This is a genomic window from Allobosea sp. FW305-C-101 (assembly GCF_058783685.1).
The window spans coordinates 277,483-298,382 of record NZ_JBYSYT010000005.1 but is presented as its reverse complement, the minus strand read 5'-3'; the positions used below and the strand labels follow the sequence as shown (position 1 = coordinate 298,382).

Annotated in this window: 17 protein-coding genes; 10 read left to right on the top strand and 7 right to left on the bottom strand. The window is 66.3% G+C overall.

The window, feature by feature from the left end; all coding sequences use genetic code 11:
- Positions 1-40 precede the first annotated feature (40 nt).
- Both AC3WMA_RS21515 and AC3WMA_RS21510 read right to left on the bottom strand, forming a co-directional pair.
- Positions 41-1,606 (bottom strand): AMP-binding protein, encoded by a 1,566-nt coding sequence (locus AC3WMA_RS21515; protein ID WP_492287372.1) that lies wholly within the window; start codon positions 1,604-1,606, stop codon positions 41-43.
- Between the two features lie 185 nt (positions 1,607-1,791).
- On the bottom strand, positions 1,792-4,611 hold the full coding sequence (locus tag AC3WMA_RS21510; protein ID WP_492287371.1) for a phosphoenolpyruvate carboxylase: 2,820 nt from the start codon (positions 4,609-4,611) through the stop codon (positions 1,792-1,794).
- 177 nt (positions 4,612-4,788) lie between these two features.
- On the opposite strand from AC3WMA_RS21510, the gene AC3WMA_RS21505 reads away from it, so the two are divergent.
- Positions 4,789-5,388, top strand: a complete 600-nt coding sequence (locus AC3WMA_RS21505) for a DUF2239 family protein (RefSeq protein WP_492287370.1) — start codon at positions 4,789-4,791, stop codon at positions 5,386-5,388.
- Between the two features lie 137 nt (positions 5,389-5,525).
- Positions 5,526-6,419 carry a DMT family transporter gene (locus tag AC3WMA_RS21500; RefSeq protein WP_492287369.1) on the top strand — a complete coding sequence of 298 codons (894 nt, stop codon included), beginning with the start codon at positions 5,526-5,528 and terminating at the stop codon, positions 6,417-6,419.
- Between the two features lie 12 nt (positions 6,420-6,431).
- Here AC3WMA_RS21500 and gpt read toward each other — a convergent pair whose 3' ends face one another.
- The 5 genes from gpt to AC3WMA_RS21475 form a co-directional block, all read right to left on the bottom strand.
- Positions 6,432-6,941 (bottom strand): xanthine phosphoribosyltransferase, encoded by a 510-nt coding sequence (gene gpt / locus AC3WMA_RS21495; RefSeq protein WP_492287368.1) that lies wholly within the window; start codon positions 6,939-6,941, stop codon positions 6,432-6,434.
- Between the two features lie 120 nt (positions 6,942-7,061).
- Positions 7,062-8,861 (bottom strand): methyl-accepting chemotaxis protein, encoded by a 1,800-nt coding sequence (locus tag AC3WMA_RS21490; protein ID WP_492287367.1) that lies wholly within the window; start codon positions 8,859-8,861, stop codon positions 7,062-7,064.
- A 323-nt stretch (positions 8,862-9,184) separates the two neighbouring features.
- Entirely contained in the window at positions 9,185-9,946 is a 762-nt protein-coding gene (locus AC3WMA_RS21485) for a competence/damage-inducible protein A (RefSeq protein ID WP_492287366.1), read from the bottom strand.
- A 95-nt stretch (positions 9,947-10,041) separates the two neighbouring features.
- On the bottom strand, positions 10,042-10,893 hold the full coding sequence (locus AC3WMA_RS21480; protein WP_492287365.1) for an FkbM family methyltransferase: 852 nt from the start codon (positions 10,891-10,893) through the stop codon (positions 10,042-10,044).
- Positions 10,894-10,947: 54 nt separating this feature from the next.
- Positions 10,948-12,129: an HD-GYP domain-containing protein gene (locus AC3WMA_RS21475; protein ID WP_492287364.1), complete on the bottom strand. Its 1,182-nt coding sequence runs from the start codon at positions 12,127-12,129 to the stop codon at positions 10,948-10,950.
- A gap of 210 nt (positions 12,130-12,339) precedes the next feature.
- Between AC3WMA_RS21475 and map the strand changes: the two genes are divergently transcribed.
- The 8 genes from map to AC3WMA_RS21435 all read left to right on the top strand — a co-directional run bounded on the left by map (position 12,340) and on the right by AC3WMA_RS21435 (position 20,892).
- A complete protein-coding gene (gene map / locus AC3WMA_RS21470; protein WP_492287363.1) occupies positions 12,340-13,161 on the top strand; it encodes a type I methionyl aminopeptidase in 822 nt (273 codons plus the stop codon).
- Entirely contained in the window at positions 13,158-13,895 is a 738-nt protein-coding gene (gene radC, locus AC3WMA_RS21465; RefSeq protein ID WP_492287362.1) for a RadC family protein, read from the top strand. Before map ends, radC begins: the two co-directional genes overlap by 4 nt.
- On the top strand, positions 13,895-14,263 hold the full coding sequence (locus AC3WMA_RS21460) for a DUF488 domain-containing protein (RefSeq protein WP_492287361.1): 369 nt from the start codon (positions 13,895-13,897) through the stop codon (positions 14,261-14,263). Before radC ends, AC3WMA_RS21460 begins: the two co-directional genes overlap by 1 nt.
- Positions 14,264-14,470: 207 nt before the next feature.
- On the top strand, positions 14,471-15,886 hold the full coding sequence (locus tag AC3WMA_RS21455) for a circularly permuted type 2 ATP-grasp protein (RefSeq protein ID WP_492287360.1): 1,416 nt from the start codon (positions 14,471-14,473) through the stop codon (positions 15,884-15,886).
- A 70-nt stretch (positions 15,887-15,956) separates the two neighbouring features.
- Positions 15,957-16,898 carry an alpha-E domain-containing protein gene (locus AC3WMA_RS21450; protein WP_492287359.1) on the top strand — a complete coding sequence of 314 codons (942 nt, stop codon included), beginning with the start codon at positions 15,957-15,959 and terminating at the stop codon, positions 16,896-16,898.
- Positions 16,899-16,950: 52 nt separating this feature from the next.
- On the top strand, positions 16,951-17,778 hold the full coding sequence (locus tag AC3WMA_RS21445) for a transglutaminase family protein (RefSeq protein ID WP_492287358.1): 828 nt from the start codon (positions 16,951-16,953) through the stop codon (positions 17,776-17,778).
- Between the two features lie 47 nt (positions 17,779-17,825).
- Entirely contained in the window at positions 17,826-18,575 is a 750-nt protein-coding gene (locus AC3WMA_RS21440; RefSeq protein ID WP_492287357.1) for a proteasome-type protease, read from the top strand.
- A gap of 85 nt (positions 18,576-18,660) precedes the next feature.
- Complete coding sequence (locus AC3WMA_RS21435; protein WP_492287356.1) at positions 18,661-20,892, top strand: putative bifunctional diguanylate cyclase/phosphodiesterase; 2,232 nt, start codon at positions 18,661-18,663, stop codon at positions 20,890-20,892.
- Positions 20,893-20,900 lie beyond the last annotated feature (8 nt).

Here is a 20,900-nt window from a genome sequence, read left to right as displayed (position 1 = left end):
AATAGAATTACAAATGTGGCTTTACCGCAGCGAGCCGGGCTCACAGCAGCGACCTCCGCGACGCCGCAAGCTCCCGCGTCGAGCCATAGTCGATCTTGCCGTTGCCGAGCACGGGGATGGCCTGCGTCACCAGGATCGCGCGCGGCACCCACAATTCCGGGAAGCCCTGCTCCTTCGCCGCTTCCTGCAGCGCAGCACGGTCGGCATGCGGCGTCTCGGTGACGAGGACGAGCTGCTCGCCCTTGCGTGGGTCGGGCAGCGCGACGACGACATGGTTCTGGTCCGGCCAGACCTTGGCGACCATGGTCTCGACCGCCGCAAGCGAGACCATCTCGCCGCCGAGCTTGGCGAAGCGCTTGGCCCGGCCGCGGATCGCGACGAAGCCGTCCTCGATCACGACGATATCGCCGGTATCGTGCCAGCCGCCATCGGGCGGGATGATGCGGCCGGGCTGATCGGGGTCAAGATAACCGGCCATGACGTTCGGCCCGCGCACGGTGAGCCGCCCGCCCTCATGGATACCCTCGACCGGTTCCAGCTTGGCCTCGATGCCGGGCAGCAGCTTGCCGACCGTGCCCTCTCGGATCGCGGCCGGCGTGTTGACCGCGAGCACCGGTGAGCACTCGGTGCAGCCATAGCCTTCGAGGATTGTGGTGCCATAGGGCTCCCACATCCGTTTGGTCTCGGCCTTAACGCGCTCGGCGCCGGCCACGACATAGCGCACGCTGCCGAGGTCGTCCTTTTCCGCAGCGCGAGCGTAGCCTTGCAGGAACGTATCGGTCGCAAGCAGGAAGGTCGCCTTCATGTCGCCGATCAGCTTCGGCACCTGCTTGTAATGCAGCGGACTTGGATAGAGCACGACCTTCATGCCGTGCAGCAGCGGCACCATCAGCCCGGCCGTCAGCCCGAAGGAATGGAAGGCCGGCAGCGGGTTCATGAAGACGTCGTGCTCGGAGATCGCCCCGGCCGCGTGGGCGAAGACCTGCCTTGCGTTCGAGACAATATTGGCATGGCTCAGCGCCACGCCCTTCGGCTTGCCCTCGGTGCCCGAGGTGAAGAGGATCACCGCCACGTCGTCGGGCTGCGCCTCGAATGCGCGATGAACCAGCCCCGGCGCCACGCTCTGCAAGGCGCCGAGCGCCTTGTCGAAGCTGGTGATCTGCTTGCGGACATCCTCGAGATAGACGACGCGCCGCCCCTCGCCCAAGGCGGCGATCTCGTCGTCGAGCTTGCCCTGGTCGACGAAGCGGCGAGAGGTGACGATGGTCTTGAGCTCAGCCAGCTCCGCCGCCGCGCGCAGGTTGCGGACGCCGGCCGTGAAGTTCAATAGCGCCGGCACGCGGCCATAGGCGAAGAGCGAGAACAGCGTCACCGCCATGCCCTGCATGTTCGGCAGCAGCACGCCGACCTGCTCCTTCGGCGCCGTCAGCGCCGCGAGCTTGCGCCCCAGCACCAACGCGCCAAGTACGAGCCGGCCATAGGTGATCGGCTGGCGCTCCGGATCTTCCAGCGCGATGCGGCCCTTGCCATGGCGGGCGATGGTCTGAAGCAGGGCGCGAAAGATCGTGATCCGCGCGCCCGCGGCGTCAAAGCTGGTGGCGGCCATGTCTGGCGCGTCTCCCGGTCGGCACTTCCCCTGCCGGTCAAACTAGTGAGATCGGCGCGGGTTTCAACGTTCCGAACTTGCGTCATGCTCGGGCTTGATCCGAGCATCTCGGAAACCAGCGCCTTCTGGACACAAGATTCTCGGGTCTACGCTTCGCTCCGCCCGAGAATGACGCGAGAACAATATTATCCGAATGCGCCGATCTCGTGCTGGATCGCCCCGGAAATCTCGCGGATCAACGCGAACAGCCCCAGCATCGGCGCGAAGACGTCGCGGTGCAGCGCCTCATAGGTGCCGCCCTCGCGCGGCCCCGGCGGCTCGCCGAAATCGAGGCCGATGGTGGGATCGGGATCGCGCGGGAAGATTTCAGCCAGCAGCGCGAGCGAAGCCGGCACGTCGAGGCGCAGCAAGCGCTCGATCAGCGCATCGCGTGTCAGGCCCGCATGCGGCCGGAAATCGGGGATATGGGCGAAGGACAGCCAGATGCGATGCATCGCCGCTAGCCTCAGCGCATGCAGCGCCACAAGCCGCGCCGACATCTGCGGGACATCGTCGGCCGCGACCTTGATCTTCAGAGCATCGGCCGAGAGCCGCCAGAACAGGCGCCGCAGCGCCGGCGCCAGCTCCAGCCGCGACAGCGCCTCCGCCACGACCAGCAATTCCTCGCGCCGCCCTTCCTTCACGGTCCGCCGCGCCCGGTCGAACCAGCTGCCGGGGTCGAGCGTGTCGAGATAGGCGCGCAGCACATCGAGGTCGCTATGCGCCATCGCATGGGCAGCGAGCCGATAGGCACGGTCGAAGCGCTGCGACCGCTCGCGCATGGTGCGGAACAGGTCCGGCGCGCGCGAGGCGGCATGGCCGACGCCATGCATGCTGTTCGCCATCCAGCCGAGCTGCTGGAGGATGGCGTTATTGGGGATGGCGCGCAGTTCGCGGGGATGGCGGATGCGCGTCGGCCCCGCCCCTTCCGACTGGCGCGCGGCGGGACGCGAGCCCGTCTTGTCGAGCAGCGAGGGCCCGAAGGTGCCGATCAGCGCGGCATAGCCGGGATCGTCGACGAGCTCGTTCATCTCCTCGCGCACCGTCTGGAAGAACTCGCTGGCGAAATCCGGCTCGTCATAGATCGGGTCCTCGGCCACTTCCGGTGATGCGAACACCGCCTCGGCGATGCGCCCGATCGTGGCGCCGGCCAGCTGCGGCGTGCCGAACAGCAGATAGCCGTCGCTGCCCTGGAAGCTGGTCTCGCGCACCGTCCTGATGCCGGCACGCGCAAAGGCCTGCCGCGCATAGGCCGGGTCGAGATAGGCCAGCCGGTCCGACAGGCTGTCGGGATGGGCGCCGCGCCCGACCGACTCGCCATGGGTGTCGAAGATGACGAGCTCGACATCCGAAAGCTCGTAACGCCCCAGCAATTCGGCGATCCGGATGCGCAGGCGCTCGACCCAGAAGGTCGAGGCGACCTGCCCGATATAGCGCCCGGAATCCGAATAGCCGAACTGGATGCACAGCCGCCCGTGGCGCTTGAGATAGTCGCGGAAATGCGAGCTGCGCAGCGCCTCGTCGATGATGCGCGGCCCTTGCTCCAGCGCGTCGGAGGTCTCGAACAGCGGCGAGATCTCGACGCGGTCGGCGATGCCGAAGCGGCTCGCCAGCCAGAGCGCGCAGAGCAGCGTATAGCCGGTCTCGGTCTCCGCGATCAGGAAGCGCACGGGCTTCGAGCCGTCGACATGCTTCACGATCTGCGCGATCGTCATCATCATCCGCGCCGCCGAGGCCCGCTCGGCCGCCAGCGCCCCGAAATCGACCGTGATCGCCTTGACCTTGTCCAACGCCGTATTGACGGCGGCGAGAAAGGCACGTCGCTGCGCCGGCTGGCCCGGCTCCTCCTCCAGCGGGATCGTCGCGCGCAATGCGTTGTGGAGCTGCGAGGCGTTGAGCCGGAAATGCGGCAGCGCGATCGAGACGCCATGCGCGAGGCAGCCCGCCCGGATCAGGGCGAGCGCAACGCGCGTTTCTTCGTCGGAGACGTCTGCCAAGGCTTGGTCCAGGGTCTCGATCAGGCGGGAAGCTTCCGGCAGTGCCGTCTCGCGCTCCTGCACCAGCGACAGCGCAAAAGCTTGCAGGGCCTGCAACGAGGGCTGCGTGCCGATGGGCGGCGCCAGAGCGAGCTGCCTCTCGACGGCGGCGAGTGCTTCGCTCACCAGCCGACCCACGGCTTCCGTGGCCGGGTCCTGCGGCAGCTTTTCGAGGATGCGCGCGAATTGCCCGCTCTTCGATTCCAGCCGGTAGCGCAGCGTGTCCCACCAGCCGATATCGGTGCGTCCATCCGTGTCGCAGCCGACCCAGGAGGCGAGCGTGACCGGCTTCGGCGCGAGCTGCGTCCACCGCTCCGGCCAGCGCGCGCGCGCGACCGCGAAGAACGCGGCATTCAAACGGTCGATGGCATCACGGGCATGGCGCACGGCATAGCGCGCCTGCTCGAACTCGTCCTGCAAGGTGATCCGCCCGTCCGGGCGAAAGCTGAGTGCGCCATCGGCGATGACGGCCTCTCCGGCCGCGCCGCCGGAAGCGAGATCGGCAAGTGCATGGCAAAGCTGCCGCGCCATGCCGAAGGTCGGATGGGCTGTGAACACAGCAGCGAAGCGCGCTTGCTCCACCGCCTGCCGAAACGCCTCGAAGGACGTGGCCTCCTTGGCCGCCTCTTCCGCCAGCGCGGCGAAAACAGCGGATTCGTCATTCTGGAGCCCGACATAGCACGCGACCCTGCCGGCGCGCTGATGCAGGGCCTCCCGCCCGAGCCGGCGCACCAGTTCGGCGGCGGCGTCCATGCTCAGCTCGCCGCGATCCATCAACCGCGTCAGCCAGAGCGTGACGCTCAGCACCGGATTGCCGAACGGGTCGTCGCGGGAATCGCTGCGCGCCGCCTCGACGCGGGCGAGCAGCTCCTCGACGAGACCAGCGATATCCGGGGGCGAATGACCTTCCGCAGCGATCGTTCCGGCCATGGCCGCTCTCCCTTTTCCGATCGGCCGTAGGCGGGCGCAATCGACATCGCGCTGCATTGCAGCATCGGATTCTCGCAGCTGCAAGCAGGAAGCTTTAGGGAGTCGCGGATAAATTTTACCCGGATCATATTGCCGTAGCCAAATCACCCGGATAATAAGCGTCATCGAGGAGCAATCATGTCCGATATCGCATTCAGGCCCAGCACCGCCTTTCACGACACCAGCCGCATCGCCAGCGGCCCGCTTGCGACCGTCGCGCTTGCGGTGAGGACGGTGCTGTCAACCGATCCTGCGGCCGCGATCCTCGTCTTCGACGACGAGACAGGAAAGGTCGTCGATCTCGACCTGCGTGGCAGCAACGCCGAGATCACCGCACGCTACGCGCCTCCGACAAACGAGGCCGCAGCAACCTCTGACGACGCTCCACGCGGACGCGGCCGGCCCAAGCTCGGCGTCGTCGCCCGCGAAGTGACCTTGCTGCCGCGCCACTGGGACTGGCTCGCCTTGCAGCCGGGCGGCGCTTCGCAGGCCCTGCGGCGCCTCGTCGACGAAGCCCGCAAGGCCGATGGCGGTCGAAGCCGGGCGCGCGCGGCGCAGGAGCGCACTTACGCCTTCGTCGCGACGATGGCAGGCGATCGCGAGGACTTCGAGGAAGCCTCGCGCGCCCTTTTCGCCGGGGACGACGCGCGCTTTGCCGAACACAGCCGCACCTGGCCGGCAGACATTCGCGCTCATGCCGCGAAGCTGCTGGCCGACGACCAGATCGCTGGCAGCTGAAGGGAGCAGACGCTCTCAACCTGCCTTGGAAGCATCCCGGCAGCGCAACCACAGCGGGTTGCCGCTCCGGCGCGGCAGAGGCATAGCAGCGCCACGCGTCCCGCCGCCTGCATCGCCCTGCCGAAAGCCGCCTGTTCATGACCTCCCGCGCTCAATGGCTCGGCATTCTCTGCGGCTTGCTGACCGCGATGATCTGGGGCGTCCAGTCGGTGGTGTCGCGACATGCGATGCTGATCGACCTGACGCCGGCCGATGTCACGATCCTGCGCTTCGTCTCGGCTGCCGCCGTGCTGCTGCCCTGGGCGCTCAGGCACATGCGCCCCTTCCCGGTCGGCTCACTCGGCTGGCGGCGCGCCTGGGGCATGGCGCTGCTGATCGGCCCGCTCTACAGCCTGATCCTCGTCGCCGGCGCCTCCTTCGCGCCCGCGCTGCATTCGTCGATCATCTCGCCCGGCCTGATCCCGGTCTTCACCGCATTGCTGATCTTCCTCGTCACCGGCGAGCGCGCCGGGCGGATGCGATTGATCGGGCTCGGTGTCATCGTGCTCGGCATCGGCATCTTCTCGCGCGATGCCCTCGCCATGACACCGTCGCGGCCCGATGCCTGGATCGGCGACCTGCTCTTCGTGCTGATAGCCTTCCTCTGGGCGATCTTCGGCCTGCTCGCCCGGCGCTGGAACGTCAGTTCGCTCGAGGTCACCGCCGCCTCATGCATCCTCTCGGTGCCGCTGCTGGTGATCGTGGCGCTGGTGCTGCCGATCCATATGGCGCGGGCGCCCTTCGCGGAACTCCTGCTCCAGGCGCTCTACCAGGGTGTGCTGGTCGGCGTCGTCGCGCTCTATCTTTATGCGCGTTCGGTCGAGACGCTGGGCGCGGCCAGGGCGACGCTCTTCCTGCCGCTGGTGCCCATCGCTACGGCCGCCGCCAGCGCCCTGCTGCTGGCGGAAGTCCCCTCTCCGACTGAGATCGTCGGCATGGCGATCGTCGTCGCCGGGATGCTGATCGCCTTCCGCTCGCCCTCGGTGGGCTGAGCGCGCGGCCTCTCAGCCCTGATGCCCCTTGGCGATCGGCTCGACATAGGAGAGCCCCATGTCCCAGGGGAAATAGATCCAGGTGTCCTGGCTGACCTCGGTCACGAAGGTATCGACCGTCGGCACGCCGGCCGGCTTGGCATAGACCGTGGCGAAATGCGCGTTCGGCAGCATCTCGCGCACGACGCGCGCTGTCTTGCCGGTATCGGTCAGGTCGTCGACGACCAGCACGCCCTTGCCCGTCCCGTCGCCGATGGCCTTGATGTTCGGCGCGATGTCCTTGAGCACCTTGAGCTCGGTCTGGTTCTTGTAATCGTGATAGCTCGCGACGCAGACCGTCTCGATCATGCGCAGGCCGAGCTCGCGGCAGATGATCGCCGCCGGCACCAGCCCGCCGCGGGTGATGCAGACCATCGCCTCGAACGGCCCCTTCTCGGCGAGGCGCCACGCCAGCGCGCGGGCATCGCGATGGAACTGATCCCAGGAAACCGGGAAAGCCTTGTTCGAGGACGGTTCGGCCATGGACAGCGCTCCGGACTTAGCCCGACGCGAAGCGCGCCGTTTCCGACCGAAAAGCCTATCGGCGCGCGCCTGACAAGAGGCACGCGCCGAACATCCCCAGTTCAGCGTCGATAAACCGCCTCAGAACTCGGCCCAGCCATCCGCCGTGCCGCCGCCGGCGACACGCCGGCCGCGCATCGCTGGCGCCGCGGCACGCGGCGCGGGAGGCGCGGAATGGACGAGCTGCGGCGCAACCCTGTGCCGTTCATCGCCGAGCTGGAAGGCCGAGACCATCGCGCTCAGCGATTCCGTTTCCTGCTGCAGGTCGCGGGCGACCTTGGCGCTCTGCTCGGCCAGCAGCGAGTTCTGCTGCGTGATCTCGTCCATATGCGCGACGGTCCGCGCCATCTCGTCGATTCCGTTGGCCTGCTCCGTCGTCGCCTGCGAGATCTCGCTGACGGTCGAAGCGACTTTGGAAGCGGCGCCGACGATCTCGCCCAGCGTCGTTCCGGCATCCTTGACCAGCCCGACGCCAGCTTGAATCTGTTGCGCAGAGTTCGCGATCAAGGCTTTGACGCCATTGGCGGATTCGCTGCAGCGAGCCGCCAGCGCGCGCACTTCCGTCGCCACCACCGCGAAGCCACGCCCGGCATCGCCGGCCCGCGCCGCCTCCACTGCCGCGTTCAGCGCCAGCAGGTTGGTCTGGAAGGCGATCTCGTCGATCATCGAGATGATCTCGGAGATGCCGGACGAGGCCTGCTCGATCCGCCCCATCGCCGCCACCGCCTCGGTCACGATGGCGCCGCCGCGCGCCGCGACCTCGCTCGCCTCATTGCCGAGCTGCACCGCCATCCGCGAATTGCCGGCGCTGTGCTTCACCGATGCGGCAAGCTCCTCGGTCGTTGCCGCAGTCTGCTGCAGGCTCGATGCGTTCGCCTCCGTCCGCTCGGCCAATTGCTGGCTGTCCGAGGTGATCTTGACCGAGGCATTGTCGATGCGCGCCGAGATGTCGCGCACCGAGCCGACCACCTCGGCCAACGTGTCGAGCAGGTCGTTGACACCGGCGCAGAGCGTCGCGACTTCCCCGCTTTTGCCGTCGAGCGTCACCCGGCCGGTCAGGTCCTTGCCCTTCGCCCGGCCGATCACGGCGCTCGTCTCCTGTACCGCCGCCTCGAGCTGCTTGCCCTTGAAAGTCGCGGTAATGTCGGAGGCGAACTTGACGACCTTGTAGGGGCGTCCCTGCGCATTGAGGATCGGGTTGTAGCTGGCCTGTATCCAGATCTCCTTGCCGCCCTTGCCGATACGACGGTACTGGCCGGCATCGTACTCGCCACGACCCAGGCGCTCCCAGAAGGCGCGATAGGCCGGCGTCTCACGCTCGGCCGTGTCGACGAACATGCGGTGATGCTGCCCGACGATCTCCGGCAGCGAGTAACCGAGCACGCTCAGGAAGTTCTGGTTCGCGGTCAGGATCTTGCCGGTCAGGTCGAACTCGATCACGGCCTGCGCCTTGTCGATCGCCGCGCGCTGTCCTTCGAGATCGGCGAGGCGGTTCTTCTGCTCGGTGACGTCGAAGGCGTATTTTATCACGCCGACCGGCTTGCCGCCCGCTCCCAGGATCGGGTTGTAGCTCGCCTGGATCCAGATCTCCTTGCCGCCCTTGCCGAGCCGCAGATACTGCCCCCGCGAGAACTCGCCCCGGCCGAGATCGGCCCAGAACTGCTTGTAGGCGGGGCTTGCCTTCTCTTCGGCCGTCACGAACAGACTGTGATGCTGGCCCTTCACCTCGGCCAGCGTGTAGCCCATCGCCGACAGGAAATTCTCGTTGGCATCGAGGATCTTGCCGTCGAGGTCGAACTCGATCCGCGCTTGCGATCGGTTGATCGCGTCCAGCTGTCCCGCGGCATGCCGGTTCGAGAAAAGGCCGGAAAAGAGCGGCATCTGATATCCCCCCTCGGCGTGACCGCATGACGCATCATCGGGCCGGCGCCGTCGTGAAAGCCGTTATCGGATACCTACGCGCAAGGACGCGGCAGGGGAGACCGAATGCTTCCGGCCACGAGACGAATATCGCATCAAACAGTTTATGAATGGTTGATACCTAGATTTCGATGCAACTTTTAGTAGAAAAAACGCACAAAAATGACATATCATCACTGCAATATTAGTTATAAAATTACACGAAGATCAAAACATGAAAACCGAAAAGAGATATCCGACAATTAATTGTATAAAAATCGCAAAAGTTGCAGATTTTCCTTTCGTCAGGTCGCATTTTGCTTCTCAAGAGCAACCATGGCTTTTACGTCAGCCACAGCAGCAAGCAGTTTCTCTGCATCACGCGACCTGACGACGATATTCGTGTCCGGACCGGTCTCGGACCAGAACGGATAGGAGCCGATCGAAACCGCCGGATGAGCGCTTGCGATCGCGGCGAGCGGCCCGCCGATATCGCCCTCGCGCAGCCCCGCCCGGACCGTGTCGGACAACATCTTCGCGCCGGTCCGCAGCGTCGGTCCGACGACATCGAGCATCGCCTGCATGATCGAGGGCACACCGGCCATCACATAGACATTGCCGATATTGAAGCCCGGCGCCTTGGAGATCGCATTGGCGATCAGGTCGGCGCCGGCCGGGATGCGCGCCATCCGCATGCGGGCCTCGTTGAGCTCAGCCGGCGAGAAGCGCTCCGACAGCATCGCGACCGCGCGGGGATCATGGTCGATCGTGACGCCGAAGGCAGCTGCGACCGCATCCGCCGTGATGTCGTCATGGGTCGGCCCGATGCCGCCGGTCGTGAAGACATAGGTGTAGCGCCCACGCAGCGCGTTGAGCGCCGCGACGATCTCCTCGGAGATATCGGGCACGACCCGGACCTCGCGCAGGTCGACGCCGATATTGGTGAGGTATTCGGCGATATAGCCGATATTCTTGTCCTTGGTCCGCCCGGACAGGATCTCGTCGCCAATCACCAGGATCGCGGCCGTGACGATGGTGGCGGAGGAACTGGCTTCGTTCGCGGACATGGGCGGCGCTCCTGGCTGTCGCACAAGAGCTAGGCGTTCCGTGCGGCGCGCTCAAGCACCGGCGCGGACGCCCCGGCCATGCCGTGGGCGCGCGCTCAGGCCGGCTTGCGCTCGAACACCAGGTTGAGCCGTGTCTGGGCGACGAGCTTGTAGCCGCTGCGCTCCAGGAGGCCGGCGAGGTCCGTCTGCCAGCGCTGGCGCGAATCCTCGATGATGATGAAGCCCGGCCAGAGCGCCTGCGGCGCATCGCGCAGGAACGGCTCGAGAATCAGGTCCTCGGCGCCCTCGACATCGAGCTTGATCGCGTCGATGCGCTCGTAACCCTCGCCCTCGACCAGCGAGAGCAGGGTCATGGCCGGCACCTTCACCGAGGTCCCGGCGCTCGAATTGAGGATGCGGACGCTCGATTCCCCGCGATTGGTCGGGTCGATGAACAGGGTCAATTCGCCCGGCTTGTCGGCCAGCGCGCAGGCCACGGCCTTGACCGTGCCGAACGGGTTCTGCGCGATGTTGAAGGAGAGCCGTGCGAAGACCTCCGGCTGCGGCTCGACCGCGAGGATGCGCGCCCGCCGCCCGGCGCGGGCCGCGACAAAGAGCGAGTAGGCGCCGATATTCGCGCCGACATCGATGAAGGTGAAGCCCTCGTGCAGCCGCGAGGCCAGAAGCTCGCGCTCGACCGCGTCGAAATATTGCGGCGTGAACAGCACGCGCTTCTCGCAGACATTGCCGTCCGGATAGAGGCGCATCTTCGCGCCCAGCGACTCGATATCGACCGGCGCGCCGTCGAGCGAGCGCAGGCCGAGGCGCCGCAGCGCATAGGCGACCTTGCGCCCGAGGAAGCTGTCCGATGCGGCGCGCGTCCGGGCGATGATGCGGGCGAGATAGGCTTTCGGCGCGAAGGTGCCGAAGGGCCGCTCTTCCGCCGGGTTCTGTTCGATGATGGCCATTGCGCCAGCCTGATACACCTCGACGGGCCTGCGCGCCAGTCGCCGGATATGCGCTTACTGCCCGTCGGCGAAGCGGGCGTGGATTTCGCCGAACCGGGGCGCGATCTCCTGGAAGACATCGACGAGCCGGGGGTCGAACTGCCGGCCGCGTTCTCCCATCACCACCGCGACGGCCTCGCCATGCGTCATCGCCCCCTTGTAGACCCGCTTCGTGACGAGCGCGTCGTAGACATCGGCGATCGCCATCAGCCGCCCTGAGAGCGGGATGCTCTCGCCCGCGAGCCCCTGCGGGTAGCCTGCCCCGTCCCAGCGCTCGTGATGCGTATGGGCGATCTCCTTGGCCAGCCTCAGGAACGAGCTGGAGCCCCCGAGATGGCGCTCGGCATCGGCGATGGCGATGCGCCCGAGCTCGGCATGGGTCTGCATCGTCGCCCGCTCGTCATCGTCGAGCCGGCCGGGTTTCAGCAGGATGCTGTCGGGAATGCCGACCTTGCCGATATCGTGCAGCGGCGCCGACTTGAACAGCAGGTCGAGCGTGGCGTCGTCGAGCTCTTCGGCGAAGAGTCCGCGCTCGCGGGCGCCCTCGGCCAGCACCCGCAGATAGTGCTGGGTACGCCGGACATGGTTGGCCGTCTCGTTGTCGCGTGTCTCCGCCAGCGAGGCCATGGCCAGGATGATGGCCTGCTTTGCCCGCTCCGCCTCCTCCAGCGCCGTCGACAGCGAGTTCACCAGCGCGATATTGGTCATGGCGACCGCCGCGCTGTTGGCGATCCGCCTCAACGCGCGGACCACCTCGGGCGCCGGCCGATGCCGATGCGCCCAATAGGCACCGATCGCGGCAACGGGATCGTCCTGCCTGACCGGCACCATGACAAGGCTGCGCACGAAAGTCGGCCGATAGGCTTCGTGGGGAATCCGCTCGTCCTCGTCGATATCCTCGATGACGACGACCTCGCCATGCTGCATCGCCCAGCCGGAGATGCAGGCATCCATCGGAAAGCGCTGGCCCCTCCAGAGCGGCGCGATGGCGTCCTCGTCGGCATAGTAGCAGCGGCCGTTGTCGCGCAGGATGAAACTGATGCCGTCCGCGCCGATGAGCCCGCGCGCATTGCGTCGCACGACCTCCATGACCTCGTCGATGCCGCGCGCCATCGCGAGATCGAGCGATAGCTGGTCGAGCGCGCTGAGCGTCGGGTCGGATGGGTCGGTGGGCGGCGGAGAGACAGGCGCTTTCATGTGTCCAGGGCGAAGCAATCGGGCAGACGAAAGGTGCGGGCGGCAAGCTGCCTCAAAAAAGTTACAATCCCCCCAACGTCAGCACAACGATCACCCGCGCAGCCCTGCCCCTGCGGCAGCGCAGACATCCCACCCGCCGGAGGCGTGGCAACCGGCTTGCGTGCGCCAGCAAACGCAATAGATAAGAGGGCGAGGAGTTTTCCGCGCGCAATGACCTTCGAAGACACCATCGGCCGCTCGCGTTCACGCGAGCCCGCCATCAAGATTCACGGCCCCGAGGCCTTCGCGGCCATGCACAAGGCCGGCCGTCTGACGGCTGCGGGGCTCGATATGCTCGGCTCCTACGTCAAGCCCGGCGTCACCACGCAGCGGCTCGACGATCTCGCCTTCCAGTTCGCCATGGACAACGGCGCCTATCCGGCGACGCTGTTCTATCGCGGCTACACCAAGTCGATCTGCACCTCGATCAATCATGTCGTCTGTCACGGCATTCCCGACGACAAGCCGCTGCGCGAGGGCGACGTCGTCAATATCGACTACACGCTGATCGTCGATGGCTGGCACGGCGATTCCAGCCGCATGTACGGCGTCGGCGAAGTATCGCGGAAGGCCGAACGCCTGATCGAGATCACCTATGAAAGCCTGCAGCGCGGCATCAAGGCGGTGCGCGCCGGCGCCACCACCGGCGATATCGGCTTCGCCATCCAGCGCTATGCCGAAGCCGAGCGCTGCTCGGTGGTGCGCGATTTCTGCGGCCACGGCATCGGCCAGCTCTTTCATGACGCGCCGAACATCCTGCACTATGGCAGCCCGGGCGAAGGCGTTCTGCTGAAGCCCGGCATGGTCTTCACCATCGAGCCGATGATCAATCTCGGCAAGGCGGGCGTGAAGGTGCTCTCGGATGGCTGGACCGCCGTGACCCGCGACCGCTCGCTCTCGGCCCAGTTCGAACATCAGATCGGCGTCACCGAGCAGGGCTGCGAGATCTTCACGCTCTCGCCCGCCGGCCTCGGCAATCCGCTCGCGAAATGAGCGTGGGCATCGGCAAGGGATCGCGAAAGGCGCCCTCGCCGGCCATCCCTGCCGACTCCGACACGCCGCATTATCATGGCCATCGCGACCGCCTGCGCGCCCGTTTCCAGGAAGCCGGCGCGGAGACGCTGCCGGATTACGAGTTGCTGGAGCTGCTGCTCTTCCGCTCGATCCCGCAGCGCGACGTCAAGCCGCTCGCGAAGGAACTGATCCAGCGCTTCGGCTCCTTCGCTGAAGTGCTGGGCGCGCCGGCCGCGCGCCTGACCGAGGTGAAGGGTGTCGGCGACGGCGTCGCGCTCGACCTCAAGATCGTCGAAGCCGCCCTGAAGCGCATGGCCAAGGGCGCGGTCGGCAAGCGACCTGTGCTCTCCTCCTGGTCCTCGGTCCTCGATTATTGCCGGATGGCGATGGCCTTCGCCGAGCGCGAGCAATTCCGCATCCTCTTCCTCGACAAGAAGAACATCCTGATCGCCGACGAGGTCCAGCAGACCGGCACGGTCGATCACACGCCGGTCTATCCGCGCGAGGTGATGCGCCGCGCACTCGAACTCTCGGCCTCGGCGATCATCCTCGTGCACAACCACCCGTCCGGCGATCCGACGCCCTCCGGCGCCGACATGCGGATGACGCGCGAGCTGGTCGATATCGCCAAGCCCCTGGGCGTTGCGATTCATGACCACATCATCGTCGGGCGCGACGGCCATGCCAGCTTCCGCAGCCTCGGGCTGATCTGATGACGCAACTCACGGTGAAGCGCGTCTACGATTCCCCCGCGCCCGGCGACGGCACGCGCATCCTCGTCGACCGGCTCTGGCCGCGCGGCGTATCGAAGGACAAGATCGACCTCTGGCTCAAGGACCTCGCACCGAGCGATGCGCTCCGCCACGAGTTCCACGGCCATCCCGACCGCTGGGACAAGTTCTGCGCCGCTTATGCGACAGAGCTTGGCAGCCCGTCGGCACAGGCGGCTCTCGCCCTCCTCGACGCCGAACGCAGGAAGGGCCCGGTCGCCCTGCTCTATGCCGCCAAGGACGAGAATCGCAACAATGCGCTGGCCCTTCGCCTATGGCTGGACGGCCGCCCGAATTCGGTCCAAGAATAGCGCAGGCATGGCCGCCCTACGCGGCGCCACGAAGGAACAGCCGCTCTCCGCGGGCTGGTTCAGCTTTGCCAAGATCAACTAAAGTAAACTCTACCTGATCAATACTGCCCAGGAAAAAGGCAGACCTGATCAATTGCGCAGCTATTCTCCCTCTTCCCGAACGGCCGCGAATGCGCATAGGCTGGTTTCAACGGGGAAGAGGGCTGCATGGTCGCATTTGATGAAATGACCGGTTCGGGAGCCGAGCTGAGGCCTGCCTACGCGGCTCTGGACCGCTGGCTGAAGGAAGCGCCGCCCGAGATGCTGGCGTTGAGGCGCAGCCAGGCGGAGCTGTTCTTCCGCCGCATCGGCATCACCTTCGCGGTCTATGGCGACGAGGAATCGACCGAGCGCCTGATCCCCTTCGACATCATTCCGCGCGTGCTGACCAAGCCGGAATGGACCAAGCTGGAAGCGGGCCTGCGCCAGCGCGTGACCGCCCTCAACATGTTCCTGGCCGATGTCTACGGCCCCAAGGAATGCCTGAAGGCCGGCATCATTCCGCCCGATCTGGTCTATCGCAACGCCTGCTACCAGCTCGAAATGGTCGACTTCAAGGTTCCGCACGACATCTATTGCCATATCGCCGGCATCGATGTGGTGCGCGTCGATGCCGACACCTTCTACGTCCTCGAGGACAATGCCCGCACGCCCTCCGGCGTCTCCTACATGATGGAGAACCGCGAGGTGATGCTACGGCTCTTCCCCGAGCTGTTCTCGACGCATCGCGTCGCACCGGTCGACAACTATCCCGATCAGCTGCTGGCGACCCTGCGCTCGGTCGCGCCGCGCAGTGCATCGTCGGACCCGACGATCTGCCTGCTGACGCCCGGCCAGTACAACTCGGCCTTCTACGAACACTCCTTCCTGGCCGACAAGCTCGGCGTCGAGCTGGTCGAGGGCTCGGACCTGCTGGTCAAGGACGACGTCGTCTACATGCGCACGACCCAGGGGCCGAAGCGTGTCGACGTGATCTACCGGCGCATCGATGACGACTTCATCGACCCGCTCGCCTTCCGCAGCGATTCCGTGCTCGGCGTCCCCGGCATCATCGGCGCCTACAAGGCCGGCAACGTCACGCTGGCGAACGCGGTCGGCACCGGCGTCGCCGACGACAAGGCGGTCTACAGCTACATGCCGGAGATCGTGAAGTTCTTCACCGGCGAGGAGCCGATCCTGAAGAACGTGCCGACCTATCGCTGCCGCGAGCCCGAGGCCAATGCCTATGTGCTCGACAATCTCGAGAAGCTCGTCGTCAAGGAGGTGAACGGCTCGGGCGGCTACGGCATGCTCGTCGGCCCGCACGCCAACAAGGCCCAGATCGAAACCTTCCGGCGCAAGCTCAAGGCCCAGCCCGAGGGTTTCATCGCGCAGCCGACGCTGGCCCTCTCGACCTGCCCGACCTTCGTCGCCTCGGGCGTGGCGCCACGCCATGTCGACCTGCGCCCCTATGTGCTCTCCGGTGCCAACGGCATCTCCTGCGTGCCGGGCGGCCTGACACGCGTCGCGCTCAAGGAAGGCTCGCTCGTCGTCAATTCCAGCCAGGGCGGCGGCACCAAGGACACCTGGGTGCTCGACGCATGACAGCCTCGGCCGCCCCTTCGCCTGCCCTCCCGAAACAGCCTGCCATCCCGCGGAAAGGCACACGCTGACCATGCTTTCGCGTACCGCAGATAGCCTCTACTGGGTTTCCCGCTATGTCGAGCGGGCCGAATATCTCGCCCGCATCCTCGACGCGACGACGCGCCTGACCAACCTGCCGACGACCTATGGCGGCGCCGGCACGGAATGGCAGAGCGCGGTCCTCACCGCCGGCTGCGAGGAGGCCTTCGCCAAGGCCTATGGCGAGGCCAACGAACGCAATGTCTGCGACTTCCTGACCTTCAACCCGGACAATCCATCCTCGATCCGCAATTGCCTCGCCCAGGCGCGCTCGAACGCCCGCGCGGTGCGGACGGCACTGACCTCGGAGATGTGGGACGCGCTGAACGGCGCCTGGCTGGAGCTGCAACGCTTCGAGAAGAAGCGCATGGATCGCGAGGAATTCGCCCGCTTCCTCGACTGGGTGAAGAACGTCTCGCTGGTCTTCGACGGCTCGGCCTACCGGACCATGCTGCGCGACGACAGCTACTGGTTCTCGCGGCTCGGCGTCTATCTGGAGCGTGCCGACAACACCGCCCGCATTCTCGACGTGAAGTATCATGTGCTGCTGCCGGCGGACGAGCAGGTCGGCGGCTCGCTCGACTATTTCCAGTGGACCACGGTGCTGCGCGAGGTCTCGGCGCTGACCGCCTATCACTGGGTCTATCGCGAGGCGGTGAAGCCGATCCTCGTCGCCGACCTTCTGGTGCTCAACCGGCGCATGCCGCGCTCGCTCGCCGCCTGCTACGAGAGCATCTCGCGCTTCCTCGACTCGCTCGGCGACGCCTATGGCCGCCAGGGGCCGGCGCAGCGCCAGGCGCGCAAGACGCTGGCCAATCTCAGCAATACCCGCATCGACGATGTCTTCGAGCACGGGCTGCACCAATTCATCGAAGAGTTTATCACCGAGAACAACCGCCTCGGCAACACCATCTTCGAGCAGTACCTGCAATGAACCGCTCGCCTGCGTTCGCCGTGCGACTGCCGTAACCTGCCCGGACTGGATTATGCGGATCAGGATTTCCCATACGATCGGCTACGACTATGCCGAGCCGGCACGCCATATCACGCAGATCCTGCGGCTGACCCCGCGCGACCATGACGGCCAGCACGTCATGTCCTGGCGCATCGAGCCGAATGTCGACGGGCGCCTGCGCGCCTCGCAGGATGCCCATGGCAACATCGTGCACTCATTCTATGCCGACGGTCCGATCTCCTCGCTCGCCATCCGCATCGACGGCCTGATCGAGACCATCGATCTCGCCGGCGCCGTGCGGGGTGGCCTGGAACGCGTGCCCTGCGAAGTCTACTGCCGCGACACGCTTCTCACCGAGCAGGACGAGGCCCTGCGCAGCTTCGCAGACGAGGTCACCGCCGGCGCCGGCACGCCGCTCTCGCGGATGCATGCGTTGATGAACGCCGTCAGCGATCGCATCGATTGCGTCGAGGCCAGCGGACGCACCGGCGTCGGCGCTGCAGCAGCATTTGCGGCACGCGAGGCGATCGCGCAGGACGTCGCCCATGTCTTCATGGCCTGCGCCCGCCATCTCGGGCTGCCGGCCCGCTATGTCTCCGGCTATGTCGCGCAGTCCGACAGCCTGCCGCATGGCAACGGCGCTCATGCCTGGGCCGAGGTCCATCTCGACGACTATGGCTGGATCGGCTTCGACTGCGCCAATGCGCTCTGCCCGATCGACACGCATGTACGGGTTGCCATAGGGCTCGATTTCGCAGATGCAGCACCGGTCCGTGGCTCGCGCCAGGGTGGCGAGGGCGAGAACCTCAACGTGCTCGTCAGCGCCCGCGAGGCCGAAGGCCGCGGCGCCAATCAGTAGCTGCTCCCGCCCGGCGGGCGTGGCCAGGAAGACAGGGATCAAAGCCCGTGACCTATTGCGCCGGAATCCTCGTGCAGGACGGGCTCGTCATGATCGCCGACACCCGCACCAATGCCGGGCTCGACGACATCTCGACCTTCCGCAAACTCCATGTCTTCAACTGGCCGGGCGACCGCAATTTCGGCCTGATGACGGCCGGCAATCTCTCGATCACCCAGTCGGTGGTCAGCTTTCTCCACGAGGGATTGCCCAATCCCGACACCGGCGAAATGGACACGCTGCAGAACGCCAGCTCGATGTTCAGGGCTGCCCAGCTCGTTGGCCGCTGCATCCGCCATGTCCGCGACATCGACGGTCCGGCGCTGGAGGATGCCGGCGTCAAGTTCGAGATCGGCATGCTGTTCGGCGGCCAGATCAAGGGGCAGCCGATGCGCCTCTTCATGGTCTACAGCGCCGGCAACTTCATCGAATGCGGCATCGATTCGCCGTTCCTGCAGATCGGCGAGCACAAATACGGCAAGCCGATCCTTGATCGCGCCGTCACCTACAAGACCCATCTCTACGATGCGCTCAAGGTCGGGCTGATCTCGATGGATTCGACCATGCGCTCGAATCTCGGTGTCGGCCTGCCGATCGACCTTGTCGTCATCCGGCGTGATGCCGACGATTTCGAGCTCAACCGGCGGATCGAAGCCGGCGAGCCCTATTTCCACGACCTGCGCGAGCGCTGGTCCGCGGCACTGCGGGCGGCCCATATGGCGATCCCGCGCCCGCCCTACGGGCCTTCGGGGACTTGACCTAGCGGCAACCTGAGTGCAGGCAACGGGATGTCAACACTTCAGGCCTTAAGTCACAGCACGAAGACACTTTTCCGGACGAAGAATGCCCTTGACCACCGCCGCGAAGATGACGAATGCGGGCTCCTCCGCTCGCATGTTCGCGAGCACGGTGGTCACGCTGGGCTGCGCCTTCCTGTTGCTCATGGCCGCCGGGATCGGCGTCGTTGTCGCGATCACCCGCGAGGCCAATCGGCTTGAGGCTCAGCGCCAGGCCGAGCGGATCGAAGCCGCCATCAACGGGCAGATCAAGCTGAGCGAATTGAGGCTGGAGCGCCTCGTCGCCGCCGGCGACCTGCCCGAAGCCTTGCAGCAGGCCGGCCCGGCCGCCACCGTCCTGCAGGCCGCTCTCAAACGCCTGAGCGGCCAGCTGATGGATTTCGACGGCGCCTATATCGGGGGCACCGGCAGCACCATCCTGGCCTGGGTCGAGAACCCGGCCGCGGCGGACCACGGCAGCACCGGGGCGCCTCGCCATATCGAGGCCTTGCAGCGCGGCGCCAGGAGTTCCTTCGTTGCGGCCGTGATCGGCGACGAGGTCACGCCCCAGTTCGGCGCGGCCCGCTCCACCGTCATCACGGATGGCGGCGAGACGTTGATCCTGACCGTGATCGACCTCTCGCGCATCGCCTCGTTCAGCTCCGATAGCGGCCCGACGCCGCTCTCCTTCGTCGCCTACCGTCATCTGTCCAGCGCCCTGATGTCGGACCTGGCCGAACGCAACCGCATCGCCGATATCCAGCTCGTCACCACGCCGCCGGCCGACCCGCTGTCGAAGCTCGGCCTGCGCACCGCTGACGGCAAGATCGGCGCCTGGCTGACCTGGTCCCCGGCCCGCCCCGGCGACGTCATGCTGCGCCGCTTCCTCTGGGCTCTCATCGCCGTCGCGCTGCTGTTCTCCGCGATCTTCGTCTTCGTCGTCCAGCGCCTGCGTTCCTCGGCCGAGCAGATCGAGCTGCGCGAGCGCCAAATCCAGCGCCTCGCCGGACAGGACGAGCTCTCCCTGCTGCCGAACCGTCGCAGCTTCGACCTGACGCTCGACCAGACCCTTGCCCATATCCACGATGACGGCCCGAGCCTTGCCGTGCTGCTGATCGACCTCGATCGCTTCAAGGCCGTCAACGACACCTATGGCCACACCGCCGGCGACGAGCTCATCCGCCAGGTCGCGGTCCGCCTGTCCGGCGCGGTCCAGGTCGGTGACACCGTAGCGCGTCTCGGCGGCGACGAGTTCGGCATCATCCAGACCCATTCCGCAACGCCGGCCGGCTGTGCCGCGCTCGGCGAGCGCATCCTCGCCAGTCTCTCCGAGCCGTTCAGCATCACCGGTGCCGAGGTCACGATCGGTTCCTCGATCGGCATCGCCATGGCGCCGCGTGACGGCACCAGCCGCGAAGCCCTGCTCAAGCTCGCCGATACCGCGCTCTACGAAGCCAAGAACAGCGGCCGTAACCGCTATGCCTTCTTCGAGTCGCAGATGAACCGCTCGATGCAGCTGAAGCGGATGGTCGAGGACGACCTGCGCCACGCCATCGATAACGACCAGCTGATGCTGCACTACCAGCCCCAGGTCTCCGTCGATGGCTCGACCATCGTCGGCGTCGAGGCGCTGGTGCGCTGGCAGCACCCGGCCCATGGCATGATCCCGCCCTCGGATTTCATCGCCATCGCCGAGGAGCGCGGCCTGATCGTGCCGCTCAGCGAATGGGTGCTGCGGCGCGCCTGCACCGAGGCCAAGCGCTGGAAGGGCATCCGCCTCGCGGTCAACGTCTCGCCGATCCAGTTCCGCCACAAGGACTTCGTCGCCAACGTCATCCGCACCATCGAGGAGACGGATTTCGACCCGGCCCAGCTCGAGCTCGAACTGACCGAAGGCGTGCTGATCGAGGATGCCGACGCCGCCGAGGCCGCGATGATGGACATCCGGGCCCATGGCGTCGGCCTCGCGCTCGACGATTTCGGCACCGGTTATTCGAGCCTGATCTATCTGCGGCGCTTCGCCTTCGACAAGATCAAGATCGACCGCTCCTTCCTCGAATACATGGAGGCGACGGGCGAATCCGCGATCCTCGTCCATTCGATGGCCCATCTCGGGCGCGCGCTCGGCCTGCGGGTCTGCGCCGAGGGCGTCGAGACAGCCGAGCAGCACCGCTTCCTGCAGGCGATCGGCTGTCACGAATTGCAGGGCTTCCTGTTCTCGAAGGCTGTGCCCGCGAGCGAGATCGACCGCCTGCTCGGCCTGGATAATCCCTTCGCCGAAATCCTCGCCGCCGCCTGACACCACGA

What these genes read in the sequence shown, in the direction of transcription:
- AC3WMA_RS21435 (WP_492287356.1), top strand. Translation starts at nt 18,661, where the DNA reads ATGCCCTTGACCACCGCCGCGAAGATGACGAATGCGGGCTCCTCCGCT.
- AC3WMA_RS21480 (WP_492287365.1), bottom strand. Translation starts at nt 10,893, where the DNA reads ATGGCCATCATCGAACAGAACCCGGCGGAAGAGCGGCCCTTCGGCACC.
- AC3WMA_RS21515 (WP_492287372.1), bottom strand. Translation starts at nt 1,606, where the DNA reads ATGGCCGCCACCAGCTTTGACGCCGCGGGCGCGCGGATCACGATCTTT.
- AC3WMA_RS21450 (WP_492287359.1), top strand. Translation starts at nt 15,957, where the DNA reads ATGCTTTCGCGTACCGCAGATAGCCTCTACTGGGTTTCCCGCTATGTC.
- AC3WMA_RS21445 (WP_492287358.1), top strand. Translation starts at nt 16,951, where the DNA reads ATGCGGATCAGGATTTCCCATACGATCGGCTACGACTATGCCGAGCCG.
- AC3WMA_RS21500 (WP_492287369.1), top strand. Translation starts at nt 5,526, where the DNA reads ATGACCTCCCGCGCTCAATGGCTCGGCATTCTCTGCGGCTTGCTGACC.
- radC (WP_492287362.1), top strand. Translation starts at nt 13,158, where the DNA reads ATGAGCGTGGGCATCGGCAAGGGATCGCGAAAGGCGCCCTCGCCGGCC.
- AC3WMA_RS21505 (WP_492287370.1), top strand. Translation starts at nt 4,789, where the DNA reads ATGTCCGATATCGCATTCAGGCCCAGCACCGCCTTTCACGACACCAGC.
- AC3WMA_RS21490 (WP_492287367.1), bottom strand. Translation starts at nt 8,861, where the DNA reads ATGCCGCTCTTTTCCGGCCTTTTCTCGAACCGGCATGCCGCGGGACAG.
- AC3WMA_RS21475 (WP_492287364.1), bottom strand. Translation starts at nt 12,129, where the DNA reads ATGAAAGCGCCTGTCTCTCCGCCGCCCACCGACCCATCCGACCCGACG.
- AC3WMA_RS21510 (WP_492287371.1), bottom strand. Translation starts at nt 4,611, where the DNA reads ATGGCCGGAACGATCGCTGCGGAAGGTCATTCGCCCCCGGATATCGCT.
- AC3WMA_RS21460 (WP_492287361.1), top strand. Translation starts at nt 13,895, where the DNA reads ATGACGCAACTCACGGTGAAGCGCGTCTACGATTCCCCCGCGCCCGGC.
- map (WP_492287363.1), top strand. Translation starts at nt 12,340, where the DNA reads ATGACCTTCGAAGACACCATCGGCCGCTCGCGTTCACGCGAGCCCGCC.
- gpt (WP_492287368.1), bottom strand. Translation starts at nt 6,941, where the DNA reads ATGGCCGAACCGTCCTCGAACAAGGCTTTCCCGGTTTCCTGGGATCAG.
- AC3WMA_RS21485 (WP_492287366.1), bottom strand. Translation starts at nt 9,946, where the DNA reads ATGTCCGCGAACGAAGCCAGTTCCTCCGCCACCATCGTCACGGCCGCG.
- AC3WMA_RS21455 (WP_492287360.1), top strand. Translation starts at nt 14,471, where the DNA reads ATGGTCGCATTTGATGAAATGACCGGTTCGGGAGCCGAGCTGAGGCCT.